Here is a 13018-nt window from a genome sequence, read left to right as displayed (position 1 = left end):
ACCTAAAAGTAATCGAGTTTAGAACATGTAAGTCAAAAAAAAATCCCGATTATCATAAACGGGATTTTTATATTATTTTGAATTATGTTGTTTACTCATTGACCAAAACCCATTCGCCTTTAGCTAATAAAGGTTCAGCTTGTTTGAATTTCATGGTTTTGTTTTCACCATTCATCACGTTTTTGATGGTAACACGATCGTTACGTCCAATTTTAGGAGCAGAACGTACCACCGTTTCAATAACTTCTGGCTGACGTTGTGTGTTTCCTGCAGCTCTACTTTGAGCAGAACGCTCATCTAAATTAGGAATTTCATCTTTTTGAGTTTGCAAGTTTTCCTTTGTAGGTGTTTGTCTCGCTTCCTGAATGGTATTTTGAGTTTCTTGAGGTAATTCACCTTTAAATAAGAATGAGATTACGTCTTTATTCACTTGGTCTATCATGCCTTTAAATAATTCAAAAGCTTCAAACTTATAAATTAATAAAGGATCTTTTTGTTCGTGAACCGCTAATTGTACCGATTGTTTCAATTCATCCATTTTACGTAAATGTGTTTTCCAAGAATCATCGATAATGGCTAATGCAATGTTCTTTTCAAAATCTGTGATCAATTGTTTTCCGTTGGTTTCGTATGCTTTTTCAAGATCGGTAACCACATTTAAACTTTTAATACCATCAGTAAATGGTACTACGATACGTTTAAATTTATCACGTTGTGTTTCATAAACATTTTTAATAACTGGAAAAGCCATATCTGCATTACGCGACATTTTCTCTTTATAATGATCGAAAGCAGCGTGGTAAACTTTAGAGGTGATTTCTTGAGCTGAAAGTTTGCCAAATTCAGCTTCAGAAACAGGAGCACCCATTGAAAAATAACGAATCAATTCAAATTCGAAATTTTTATAATCGTTAGCGCCTTTGTTTCCTTCAGAAATACCTTCAGAAGTATCAAACAACATATTAGCTAAATCTACACGAAGACGTTCACCGTGTAAAGCGTGATGACGACGTTTGTAAACCACTTCACGTTGTGCATTCATAACATCATCATATTCTAATAAACGCTTACGAACACCAAAGTTATTTTCTTCTACTTTCTTTTGTGCGTTTTCAATAGATTTTGAAATCCAAGAATGCTGAATCACTTCACCTTCTTTTAATCCCATTTTATCCATCATCTTAGCGATACGCTCAGAACCGAATAAACGCATTAAGTTATCTTCTAACGATACGTAAAACTGAGAGCTTCCTGGATCTCCTTGACGACCAGCACGACCACGTAACTGTCTGTCAACACGACGTGAGTCATGACGCTCTGTACCTACAATGGCTAAACCACCTGCTTTTTTAACTTCTTCAGATAATTTAATATCGGTACCACGACCTGCCATGTTTGTTGCGATTGTTACTTGACCAGCGTTACCTGCTTCAGCAACAATATCAGCTTCGCGTTTATGTTGTTTCGCATTTAATACGTTATGAGGAATTTTTCTAATACTAAGCATTTTTCCTAATAACTCACTAATTTCTACAGAAGTTGTACCAATTAGAACAGGACGTCCCGCTTTAGACATTTGAGTTACCTCGTCAATAACGGCATTGTATTTTTCACGTTTTGTTTTGAAAACTAAATCATCTCTATCATCACGTGCAATAGGACGGTTGGTTGGAATTTCAACCACATCTAATTTATAGATTTCCCAGAACTCACCAGCTTCAGTAACAGCTGTACCTGTCATACCAGAAAGTTTGCGGTACATTCTAAAGTAATTTTGAAGGGTTACTGTTGCAAATGTTTGGGTAGCATCTTCAATTTTTACATTTTCTTTAGCCTCAATCGCTTGGTGGAGTCCGTCACTATAACGACGCCCATCCATAATACGACCCGTTTGTTCATCAACAATCATCACTTTATTCTCCATAACCACATATTGTGTGTCTTTTTCGAATAAAGCGTAGGCTTTTAATAACTGGCTTAGTGTATGAATACGTTCAGATTTTACGCCAAAATCTTTGTATAAATCCTCTTTAAGAGTGGCTTCTTCTTCAGCAGAAAGTCCTTTCTTTTCAATCTTCGCGATTTCTACACCAATTTCTGGTAAGATGAAAAAGTCTGGATTGTCTTTTCCTGAAATATAATCAACACCTTTATCTGTTAATTCAACTTGATTATTTTTTTCTTCTATAACATAGTACAATTCCGCATCAACCTTAGGCATTTCGCGGTTGTTATCTTGCATGTAAAAGTTCTCTGTTTTCTGAAGCAATTGTTTGATACCATCTTCAGATAAGAACTTAATAAGCGCTTTGTTTTTTGGGATACCACGGTAAACTCGTAATAATTGAAAAGCACCTTCTTTAGTATCACCTTCTTTAATAAGTTTCTTAGCTTCAGCTAAAACACCTGTTAAATATTTACGTTGTACCGAAACAATATCGTCAACTTTAGGTTTTAACTCATTGAATTCATGGTGATCACCTTTCGGAATTGGTCCAGAAATAATTAATGGCGTACGCGCATCATCAACTAATACAGAATCGACCTCATCGACAATGGCGTAGTTGTGTGGACGTTGCACCAAATCTTCTGGAGCGTGTGCCATGTTATCACGTAAGTAATCGAAACCAAACTCGTTATTTGTTCCGTAAGTGATATCGGCATTATAGGCTTTTCTACGGGCTTCAGAATTTGGTCTGTGGTAGTCAATACAATCTATACTTAAACCATGGAATTGGAAAATAGGAGCCATCCAAGCACTATCACGTTTCGCTAAGTAATCATTTACCGTTACTAAGTGAACACCCTTACCAGCTAAAGCATTTAGGTAAACAGGAAGTGTGGCCACTAAGGTTTTACCTTCACCAGTTTGCATTTCTGCAATTTTACCTTGGTGCATGGCAATACCACCAATAAGTTGCACATCATAGTGGATCATATCCCATGTGATGGCTTTTCCAGCGGCATCCCATGAGTTGGCCCAAACGGCTTGATCGCCGTCAAGAACCACATAATCTTTTTCACTCGAAATTAATCTATCAAATTCGTTAGCCGTAACAGGTATTGATGTATTATGAACAAAACGCTTTGCAGTTTCTTTAACAACGGCAAAGGCTTCAGGGAGGATATCATTTAAGACGTCTTGTGTTACCGCGTAAGCATCGTCTTTTAGTTTATCGATATCCAAATAGATGTCTTCACGCTTATCGATATCTTCGGTGTTTTCTGCTTCTAAGGTTAGACTTGCAATTTGTGCATCGATATCTTTATTGGCCTCGGCAATTTTAGCTTTAAACTCAGCTGTTTTTGCCCTTAATTCATCATGTGATAAAGCTTCTAAGGCAGCCTCGAAGCTTTTTATTTGAGAAACTATTGGTGTGATGGCCTTTACATCTTGCTTTGATTTGTCGCCAACAAATACTTTCAATACAGAATTTAAAAGATTCATGAGAGTTATTTTATGTGTTACATCTTGCTTGCGCAAGCGTTGTATAATTTATTTATATGGTTCTTTGTATGCGTTTTTTTAGTGCTTCCAAAGATACATCTTGTTTAAAGATTTGGACAAAAAAAAAGCCTCAAATCGAGACTTTTTAACTATTATTTATGCGTTTATCTAATATTCGTCCTCATTCCAAAGGTAATCTTCATCGGTAGGATAGTCAGACCAAATTTCTTCAATAGAGTCATAAGAGTCTCCTTCATCTTCGATAGATTGTAAATTTTCCACAACTTCTAACGGTGCTCCCGTTCGAATTGCGTAATCTATAAGCTCATCCTTTGTCGCTGGCCAAGGTGCATCACTTAAATAAGATGCTAATTCTAAAGTCCAATACATTTCTTACGTGTTTAATTTTGTGCAAAAATAAATTTTTAGTTCAAACAGACAAGAAAAAAACGAATTATTTCTCATTCTTTGTGTTTATAATTTATATAAACCCTAAAGAATAGATACTTCTTAAAATTAGGAGCTCAACATTTGTTTAAAAAACCTCATAGAAATTAATCTCTATTATTTTAACAAGATTTTTTAAAACGCATTTTATCATTAATTACAAGAACGTATCTTTTTGCTATTCAAACCCTAAGTCATTTAATTCTACGGATTTAAATTTTAAGCTCTTATTTAAGGTGGATTAGTCCGCGTTTTTTTCGGGAATCCACTTAATTTCATCAGCTCGTAAATCATAAGACAACTTCCGTGCCAACACAAAAAGGTAGTCAGATAAGCGGTTTAAATAGGTTAAGGCATTTGCTTCAAATGGTTCTAATTCATTAAGTTGAGAGGCTAAACGTTCAGCTCTGCGACACACACAACGTGCTATGTGACAGAATGACACAGATTGGTTGCCGCCAGGTAAAATAAAATGCGTCATTTCAGGTAAGGCTTCGTTCATCGTGTCCATTTCATGTTCTAAACGCTCGATGTCTTCATTTGAAATTTTAGAAATGTTTAAACGCGCCTTACCGTTTTTTAATGTTGCTTTTTGTGGGTCGGTGGCTAAAATTGCCCCAATGGTGAATAACCGATCTTGAATACGTACGATTAAATCGATATAGTCTTGGTGGATGGGTTGGTCGCGAATTAACCCTAAATATGAGTTTAATTCATCTACAGTACCATAGCTTTCTATTCTAATATGATGTTTTGGTACGCGCGTGCCCCCAAATAATGCTGTTGTTCCTTTATCACCTGTTTTTGTATAGATTTTCATTTTTAATAGCTTTCCGTTAATTATTAATGAATTAAAAGAATGTAATATACTAATATGTTTAAAGTAAACAAGGTATAATAGATATGGAATTCGATGAAGTGATTTGTGAGGCTTTAAAGTATATCTTTTAACTTTAATTTTATGTTTTCTTTAACATAAATGTGCTATTTTCGCGACAAATAATCAAACAAACAAAACAACAATTTATGAAAAAAATTACTTTATTATTATTGGTCGTCGTATCTCCTTTATGGATGCAGGGTCAATCATTTAACGGGTTTTTAACCGATAATTACAGTGGTGTAAATAGCGTTATTGCTAACCCTGCTAATATTACAGATTCCCGTTTTAAAACAGATATTAACCTTGTGGGAGTTAGTGCCTTTTTAGGGAATGACTATGTGGGGGTTAACTTACCTGATGCTACTAAAAGTGGTTATGATTTTGACGAAAGTGCTAACCTTTATCCTACTGATAATAACAACGCCTTAATAAACACTGATATTATGGGGCCTGCATTCATGTTCAATTTAAACAGAAAGAGTTCTCTTGCTGTATTTACGCGTGCTAGAGCTTTTGTTACGATGCATAATGTGAACGGAGAGCTTATCGATAATTTTGATAGTGATGATAGTGACGACGTTAATTTCAGTGATGGGAGTTTAATCACCACAGGACATGGTTGGGCTGAACTTGGTGTTACTTATGCTCGAGTTATTATTAATGATAGAACGAAATTTTTAAAAGGAGGTCTTACTGTTAAATATCTTCAAGGTGGAGGAAGTGCTCACATTAATGGTGATAACATAAGTGTTGATTTAGATGCCGATGGTGATGGACCAGATGATGCTACCATTTCCACTACGGGTGATTTAACTTATGCGGTTTTTAATGATAATATTGGGGAAGATGGTTATGAATATGAGCTTCCTAAAGCTACAGGAGTTGGTTTCGACCTAGGTTTTGTGTACGAATGGCGTCCAGATTACCCAAAATATCAAAAGACAAATAGTAATGGGGATACTTATTATGTTAAAGACCAAAACAAGTACAAGCTTAAATTAGGATTGTCTATTACAGATATCGGTAGCATCAACTACAAAGAAGGTGTTGAACAAACGTATAACATTGATCAAACTGATGTTAATGTGGATGATCTTGAAGATGATTTTGATAATGCTGATAGTTTTAAGGATTTTTTGGATGATTTTTATGGATCCACTTCTCCTGCAAGCAATGGTTATAAAGTAAGCTTACCAACAGCATTACATTTTAACGCCGACTGGAGTTTTACAAATCGTTTATATGTAAACTTAAACACCGATTTATCTTTAGTATCAAAAGAAAAGGTAGGAGCTACACGTGTTGCTAACACATTATCATTAACTCCTCGTTTTGAGAGTAAATGGTTTAGTTTTTACTTACCAATGGGTGTGGTTCAGTATAGTGGTTTTCAAGCCGGAGCAGGTATGAGATTAGGGCCTTTATATGTAGGTTCAGGTTCTGTATTAAGTGCTTTGGTTAGTGATAACACTAAGGGTGCTGATGTTTATGCTGGTTTAAAAATTCCAGTTTACCAAGGTCGTGCTAAAGATAGAGATGGTGATGGTGTTATTGATAAGTTAGATGCTTGTCCTAAAGAAGCTGGTCCAGAAGAAAATAACGGATGCCCATGGGGTGATGCTGATGCCGATGGTATTTTAGATAACGTAGACGAATGTCCTAATGAAGTGGGCCCTGAAGAAAACAAAGGATGCCCTTGGGGAGATACAGATAACGACGGAATCTTAGATAATGAAGATGCTTGCTTGAATATGGCTGGCCCTATAGAGAATAATGGATGTCCTTGGGGAGATGCCGACAATGATACGGTTCTAGATAACGTTGATCAATGTCCAGAAGTAGCAGGAACAGTTGAAAACAACGGATGCCCAGCTCCAGCTCCAAAAGTTACTGAAGCAGTAATGAAAAGCTTAAATGCTTATGCGAAAACAATTTTATTTAACAACGGAAAATCTACTTTAAAAGATTCTTCTAAAGCTGTTTTAGATAATATTGTGGGTATTTTACAGGAATATCCTGAATCGAATTTTTCTATTAATGGATATACCGATAGTTCAGGATCTGATGCTTTAAACCAAAGATTATCTGAAGAAAGAGCAAGTACAGTGATGACTTATTTAATTGAAAACGGTGTAAGTTCATCTAGGTTGTCTCACAATGGTTACGGAGAATCTAATCCAATTGATGACAATGCTACTGCTGAAGGTAGAAGAAATAACAGACGTGTGGAAGTTGTTTTAGTGAAGCAATAATCGGGTTTTTGTATTATGTAAATACTCAAAACGAGTTTACCGTCACCCTGAATTTATTTCAGGGTCGCATTACAAGTTATTGATTTACTCTACTGATGAGATGCCGAATCAAGTTCGGCATGACGAAACTGATAATCATGTCAGGTTTAAATTAATTTTAAAAGGTCTGTAATACTTCACGTATTACAGACCTTTTTTTGTTTTGGTGTTTGAATTAGTAACTATTAAACTAGTTAAATCGAGTGTCACCGTATTTCTTTAAATTCTTAATTCTCTGTAATAAAGTAGGGTGAGAGTAGTGCATAAATACATAAGCAGGATGTGGTGTTAAGTTACTCAAACTATTTTTTGATAATTTTTTAAGTGAGGTAATTAACGGTTCAGCTTTATAAGTGTTCTTAGCGTAATCATCAGCTTGGTATTCAAACTTTCTAGAGAAAAGATTCATGATTAACCCTGTAACTTCAGAAATTGGCGAGTACAGTAATCCGAAGGCAATCAATCCAATATGAAAACTAGGGATTTCAACGCCTAAAGCACTTGATAATAGCGGATTTGAAATGAATAGAGACAGGATGTAAAGTGTTAATCCCGTAAGTAGGGTAGAAGCAAATAAATTAAAAATAATATGTTTCTTTTTGTAATGGCCTACTTCGTGGGCTAAAACAGCAACGATTTCATCTTCATCTAAATCATTGATCAAAGTATCATAAAGCGTCACGCGTTTTTCACTTCCAAAGCCTGAAAAATAGGCATTGGCTTTGGTACTTCTTTTTGAGCCATCAATCACAAATATTTTATCCAATTTAAAACCAACAGTTTCTGCGTATTTCGAAATGTTATTACGCAAACTTCCAGCTTCTAAAGGGGTTTGTTTGTTGAATAGAGGTACAATTAATTTGGAATAAAACATATTCATAAACAGGCTAAACACAGCTACCAAGGCCCAAGCATATAACCAAAATTGTGTTCCGGTGACTTGGTAAAACCAAATGATTAAAGCCAATATGCCGCCGCCAATAAGAGACATCATCAACCAACCTTTTAGTTTGTCTAAAAAGAATAACTTTTTCGTGGTTTTATTGAATCCGAATTTTTCTTCAATCACAAATGTACTGTAATAGGAAAATGGCGTGGTTAAAATATCACTTCCAATCATTATAATTCCGAAGAAAATTAAAGCAATTATTATAGGATTGTCACTGTAGCTTCTTGCTATATCATCAACATATTTAAAGCCATCAAGAAATAGAAATCCTAAAGTGAGTACTAGAGAAAAGGTAGAAGTAATAAGGTCAAATTTGTAGTTCGTTGCTTTATAATTTTGCGACTTTTTGTATTCTTGGTTATCATAAACATCTTTTAATTCCTCCGGAAGGGTGTCGTTATAATGTTTAGCGTTTAAAGCATCTAAAACCTTATCAACTATAAAATTGATGATAATAATGGCTATAATAATATAGAAAAGTGTTTGTGCGGTCATTTATGAGCGTTGTATTTTTATTATTAATGTCTGGAGGAAATGGAAATGCGGTAGCTTTTTAAGCTATTTAAAATTTCGTTGTCGCTTAGCTTCAAAAACTAGAATTCCTGCCGCTACTGAAACATTCATGGAATCAATGTCACCTTGCATCGGGATGATAATGTTTTGAGTTGAATTTTCACGCCAAGCTTCACTTAAACCAGTGGCTTCAGTGCCAACAACGAGGGCTGTTGCTTGTGTGAAATCTTGTGTATGATATGGTACCGAAGCTTGAAGGGCGGCGCAGTAAATATTGATATTTTTCTTTTTTAGAAAATCAATAATTTCAGAAGTGCTTCCCGTGGCGATAGTGTTTGTGAATACACAGCCTACACTCGAACGAATAATATTTGGGTTGTATAAATCTGTTTTCGGATTGGCGATTATCACTGCATCGATATTAGCAGCATCAGCAGTTCTAAGTAGAGCGCCAATATTTCCAGGTTTTTCAGGAGCTTCAGCAATTAGAATTAAAGGGTTTTCTTTTTCAATTTTTAACTGAGAAATATCCTGAGTTTTAGATTTTGCTACAGCCAAAATACCTTCAGTCGTTTCACGATACGCCAATTTTTGATATACGTCTTTTGAAATTTCAATCTGTTGAATAGCTTCAGAAGTGAATGTTTTTAGTTTTTCCGAAGAAAATAATTCCGTACAAAACAAAATAGTTTCTAGCTGAAACCCGCCTTTGATAGCTAAAGAGATTTCGCGTTCACCTTCAATTAAAAAGGTACCTGTTTTTCTGCGTTCACGAGACTTGTCTTTTAATTGTGACAGCTGTTTTATAAGTGGATTCTGTATACTTGTTATTTCTTTCATAAAAGTGAAGCAAAAGTAATCGATTTTGTGTAATTATATTGAACTTAGTGCGTCAAAACACAAAACCATTTAAAATTATAAAATGAAAAACTTTATTTATTTGTTTATTGCTGTCTCTGTTTTTTCTTGTAAAGATGCTAAAAAAGAAACAGTTGTAACTCCAGAACCAACGGAAACCAAAGAAGTCATTGTTGAATCTAACTACCCAGAAGCCTTAGAGAAAATATTTGAAGCTCATGGCGGATTAGACCAGTGGAAAAGTATGCGTTTTTTAGAGTTTACCATGAACAAAAACGGAGTTGAAGAAGTGACTTCAACCGATTTATGGAATAGAAAATCTTTAGTTGAAACGCCTGACCATAAACTTGGTTACGACGGAGAACAAGTTTGGTTGCAAAATAAAAATGACGCTGAGTACAAAGGGAAACCTAAATTCTACTATAACTTAATGTCTTATTTCTATGCGATGCCTTTTATTTTGGCTGATGATGGTATTATTTATAGTGACATTGATCCTTTAGTTTTTGAAGGAAAAACATACCCTGGAATAAAAGTAGGTTATGAAAGTGGTGTAGGTGAGTCTCCAGAAGATGAATATGCGCTTTACTACAATCCTGATACTTATAAAATGGAATGGCTAGGCTATACAGTTACATTTTTTAGCCAAGAAAAAGCTAAAGAATGGCACTTTAGAAAATACAGCGAATGGGAAGAATTCAATGGCGTATTATTGCCAAAAACAATTGTTAGGTATGAGTATGAAAATAATTTACCAACTACTGTACATAGTGAAAATAATTTTTATAATGTGAAATTAACCAAAGAACAAACAAATCAGGATATTTTTGAAATGCCTGAAGGTGCTCAATTGGTAGAGTAATTTATAAACTATTTTTTTCATAATAGTTCACTAAAAGCGCCACAACATAATTATAACTTTGCATGCCCTTGCTTTGTTTGTTCGCTTTTAGAAAACCATTATAAAATGATTTAAAAAGAGGTTCGGCAGGATTTTGGTGTAATTCCCAAAATTCACGAACCTCTTTGTAGTTTTTAAAGATTCCTGGGTTTACAGTTTCTGCCATGGTTTCGTATAATTCTGGGTTGCGTCTGTAAATTTCATTCAAACAGAATCGCAAACCGAAGGTATAGCCCGTATATCTTATGTAGATATTCTCATGTTTTATGGCTGCCATACTGCCTATGAAATTTGCTTCATTTTCGGCAGCATAGCCTAATTGATGGGCGATTTCGTGTGTCGTGGTGGTTGATAATTTGTAGATTGGAATTAAGCCATCTACTTGGGCTTCATTCGTAAACGGATTTAAATAACCGCTAAAACCCATATAAGTTAGCGGATAACTGAATAAGGATCTTTTTACACTTTTAGTGCTATATTCTAAATGCGGAAAAGTCTCTTTTAAGTTATCATATCCATGGGGTGCCATTTTCAAAATATCTAATTTGTTGAAAGGCATGTCTACTTTTAAAGTATCGTTTTTTGTGATTTCTGAATGTACAGCGTTCGATTTTTTGATTAGATTTTCCGTGAAAACGATTAGTTGTTCTGTAGAATAATCGTGCGCCAAATTCAAACTCTTATGAAGCGGTAAGCGGTAATAGTTCAAGCCCCAAAATAAATGAAACACAAAGTAAAAGATAGATAACGTAGCAAAAACATCAATAAACCAGTTTTTAGTGTCTAACCTTAAACGTTTTCTGTTTAATACAAGCCATCGCACGCCATAAATCAAGGTTAATGCATATACAAAATCACCGAAAGAAAATGGTAACCAACCTAATACGAACCTGAATAGTTTTGAGATTAAAGGATATAACCCATTACTGTAATAATGTTCGACAAACTCAGGGTAATTAGAGAGTATTCTAATAAAAATGATTTGTGGAATTAAAGTTAGGGCTAAAAGCGTTTTTTTGTTTTGGAGCATGGTCAAAAATACTAAAAAATTAGAGGATTAAATTTTAGAATCCTGAAAGATGACTTTAAGGTTAAACTTTGTTAAAACTTAGTGATTCGCCTCATGGAATCAAGTTGAGGTCAAGGCATTTTTTCTATCTTTGAAAGATAAAATAATCACAAGATGAGCACAGAAGTAAGACAATTAGAACCTCAAGTCCTTTGGAATAAATTTGCAGATTTAAACGCCGTTCCGCGTCCTTCAAAAAAAGAAGAACGTGTGATTGCTTTTATGAAAGCCTTTGGTGAAAATTTAAGCTTAGAAACTATAGTTGATGAAGTAGGGAATGTGATTATTAAAAAGCCCGCAACTGCCGGAATGGAAGACAGAACCACTATCGTGATGCAATCGCATATAGATATGGTACATCAAAAAAATAATGATACCGATTTTGATTTTGATACGCAAGGTATAGAAATGTATGTTGATGGTGATTGGGTTCGTGCTAAGGGCACGACTCTTGGTGCAGATAACGGGCTAGGTGTGGCTACTATCATGGCGATTTTAGAAAGTGATACGATTGTCCACCCTGCCATTGAAGCGTTGTTCACTATAGATGAGGAAACAGGAATGACTGGAGCCATGGGCTTAAAAGGCGGACTCCTTTCTGGTGGTATTTTGTTGAATTTAGATACTGAAGAAGATGATGAAATTGGCGTAGGTTGCGCTGGTGGTGTTGATGTGACTGCAAATCGAACGTATAATTTAGAGGAAACACCTGAGTTTAAAATTGGTTATGAAATCACCGTTAAAGGACTTCAAGGAGGGCATTCTGGAATGCAAATTCATGAAGGCTTAGGAAATGCCAATAAAATCATGAACCGCGTGTTGTTTGATGGTTTTGAGAATTTCGGATTGAGAATTTCAGAGGTAAACGGCGGAAGTTTACGTAACGCAATTCCGCGTGAGAGTCATGCTATTGTGGCTATTGATGCCATTCATGAAGATGCCTTTTTATTGGAAATGGCACTTATGGCCAATACCATTCAAAAGGAACTTAAAACTATGGAGCCTGATTTAAAAATAGAGGTTGCTAAATGTGAAACTCCTGAAAACATTATGGATTTAGGCGTTCAAGAAGGGGTAACTCGAGCAATTTATGCAGCCGTAAACGGGGTGTATCGTATGAGTGCTGATATCCCTGGACTGGTGGAAACTTCGAATAACATCGCCCGAATTATCATAAAAGATGGCGAGATTCATATTGGATGTTTAACGCGTTCTTCAGTTGAAAGTTCTAAGGACGATTTAGCAAATACATTACGTTCTACGTTTGAATTGACTGGTTGTGAAGTTGAGGTTTCTGGTGATTACCCAGGTTGGGCGCCAAATATGGATTCTGCAATTTTAAAAGTCATGGACAAAATCTATGAAGATTTAAATGGCGAAAAAGCCCATGTTGCCGCTTGCCATGCTGGTTTAGAGTGTGGTATTCTGGGGCAAAATTATCCAGATATGGATATGATTAGTTTCGGACCAACTATTAAAGGGGCACACTCACCAGACGAACGTGCTCAAATTTCTTCAGTTCAGAAATATTGGAAATTCGTATTGGAAATCTTGAAGGCGATACCTGTACGTTAGTTTTTTTTTTTTTAGTAGTTAAGGAGTGGAGGAGTTAAGGAGGTGAGCGTAAAAATTTGATTTCATCAAATTTTTACGGCTTTG

Annotated in this window: 9 protein-coding genes; 3 read left to right on the top strand and 6 right to left on the bottom strand. The window is 35.3% G+C overall.

Features of this window, described 5'->3' with window-relative positions; genetic code table 11:
- Window positions 1–91 precede the first annotated feature (91 nt).
- The 3 genes from secA to Q4566_RS07895 form a co-directional block, all read right to left on the bottom strand.
- Window positions 92–3448, bottom strand: coding sequence for a preprotein translocase subunit SecA (gene secA / locus Q4566_RS07905; RefSeq protein WP_303420096.1), 3357 nt, complete (start codon window positions 3446–3448; stop codon window positions 92–94).
- A 168-nt stretch (window positions 3449–3616) separates the two neighbouring features.
- Entirely contained in the window at window positions 3617–3838 is a 222-nt protein-coding gene (locus Q4566_RS07900) for a DUF2795 domain-containing protein (RefSeq protein WP_019387375.1), read from the bottom strand.
- A gap of 298 nt (window positions 3839–4136) precedes the next feature.
- A complete protein-coding gene (locus Q4566_RS07895) occupies window positions 4137–4715 on the bottom strand; it encodes a cob(I)yrinic acid a,c-diamide adenosyltransferase (protein WP_303420095.1) in 579 nt (192 codons plus the stop codon).
- 206 nt (window positions 4716–4921) lie between these two features.
- Between Q4566_RS07895 and Q4566_RS07890 the strand changes: the two genes are divergently transcribed.
- Window positions 4922–7030 (top strand): DUF5723 family protein, encoded by a 2109-nt coding sequence (locus Q4566_RS07890; protein ID WP_303420094.1) that lies wholly within the window; start codon window positions 4922–4924, stop codon window positions 7028–7030.
- A gap of 229 nt (window positions 7031–7259) precedes the next feature.
- Here the strand turns inward: Q4566_RS07890 and Q4566_RS07885 are convergent, their stop codons facing one another.
- Window positions 7260–8513 carry a M48 family metallopeptidase gene (locus Q4566_RS07885; protein WP_303420093.1) on the bottom strand — a complete coding sequence of 418 codons (1254 nt, stop codon included), beginning with the start codon at window positions 8511–8513 and terminating at the stop codon, window positions 7260–7262.
- A 63-nt stretch (window positions 8514–8576) separates the two neighbouring features.
- The gene (locus Q4566_RS07880; RefSeq protein ID WP_303420092.1) at window positions 8577–9371 is read right to left on the bottom strand and encodes an RNA methyltransferase; all 795 of its coding nucleotides are present in this window, start codon (window positions 9369–9371) and stop codon (window positions 8577–8579) included.
- 82 nt (window positions 9372–9453) lie between these two features.
- Here Q4566_RS07880 and Q4566_RS07875 point away from each other — a divergent pair, with 82 nt between their 5' ends.
- Window positions 9454–10251: a DUF6503 family protein gene (locus Q4566_RS07875; protein WP_303420091.1), complete on the top strand. Its 798-nt coding sequence runs from the start codon at window positions 9454–9456 to the stop codon at window positions 10249–10251.
- Window position 10252: 1 nt separating this feature from the next.
- Here the strand turns inward: Q4566_RS07875 and Q4566_RS07870 are convergent, their stop codons facing one another.
- On the bottom strand, window positions 10253–11320 hold the full coding sequence (locus tag Q4566_RS07870) for a DUF3810 domain-containing protein (RefSeq protein ID WP_303420090.1): 1068 nt from the start codon (window positions 11318–11320) through the stop codon (window positions 10253–10255).
- Window positions 11321–11473: 153 nt separating this feature from the next.
- Between Q4566_RS07870 and Q4566_RS07865 the strand changes: the two genes are divergently transcribed.
- Window positions 11474–12934 (top strand): aminoacyl-histidine dipeptidase, encoded by a 1461-nt coding sequence (locus tag Q4566_RS07865; RefSeq protein WP_303420089.1) that lies wholly within the window; start codon window positions 11474–11476, stop codon window positions 12932–12934.
- The last annotated feature ends 84 nt before the right edge of the window (window positions 12935–13018 follow it).

The organism is Tamlana sp. 2_MG-2023, from assembly GCF_030548465.1.
In the GTDB taxonomy this organism is placed as follows: Bacteria; Bacteroidota; Bacteroidia; order Flavobacteriales; family Flavobacteriaceae; genus Pseudotamlana.
Note: the sequence above shows the minus strand (reverse complement) of the source record. Positions and strands in the feature narration are given on the sequence as shown.

What these genes read in the sequence shown, in the direction of transcription:
- Q4566_RS07875 (WP_303420091.1), top strand. Translation starts at nt 9,454, where the DNA reads ATGAAAAACTTTATTTATTTGTTTATTGCTGTCTCTGTTTTTTCTTGT.
- Q4566_RS07900 (WP_019387375.1), bottom strand. Translation starts at nt 3,838, where the DNA reads ATGTATTGGACTTTAGAATTAGCATCTTATTTAAGTGATGCACCTTGG.
- Q4566_RS07890 (WP_303420094.1), top strand. Translation starts at nt 4,922, where the DNA reads ATGAAAAAAATTACTTTATTATTATTGGTCGTCGTATCTCCTTTATGG.
- Q4566_RS07885 (WP_303420093.1), bottom strand. Translation starts at nt 8,513, where the DNA reads ATGACCGCACAAACACTTTTCTATATTATTATAGCCATTATTATCATC.
- secA (WP_303420096.1), bottom strand. Translation starts at nt 3,448, where the DNA reads ATGAATCTTTTAAATTCTGTATTGAAAGTATTTGTTGGCGACAAATCA.
- Q4566_RS07880 (WP_303420092.1), bottom strand. Translation starts at nt 9,371, where the DNA reads ATGAAAGAAATAACAAGTATACAGAATCCACTTATAAAACAGCTGTCA.
- Q4566_RS07895 (WP_303420095.1), bottom strand. Translation starts at nt 4,715, where the DNA reads ATGAAAATCTATACAAAAACAGGTGATAAAGGAACAACAGCATTATTT.
- Q4566_RS07865 (WP_303420089.1), top strand. Translation starts at nt 11,474, where the DNA reads ATGAGCACAGAAGTAAGACAATTAGAACCTCAAGTCCTTTGGAATAAA.
- Q4566_RS07870 (WP_303420090.1), bottom strand. Translation starts at nt 11,320, where the DNA reads ATGCTCCAAAACAAAAAAACGCTTTTAGCCCTAACTTTAATTCCACAA.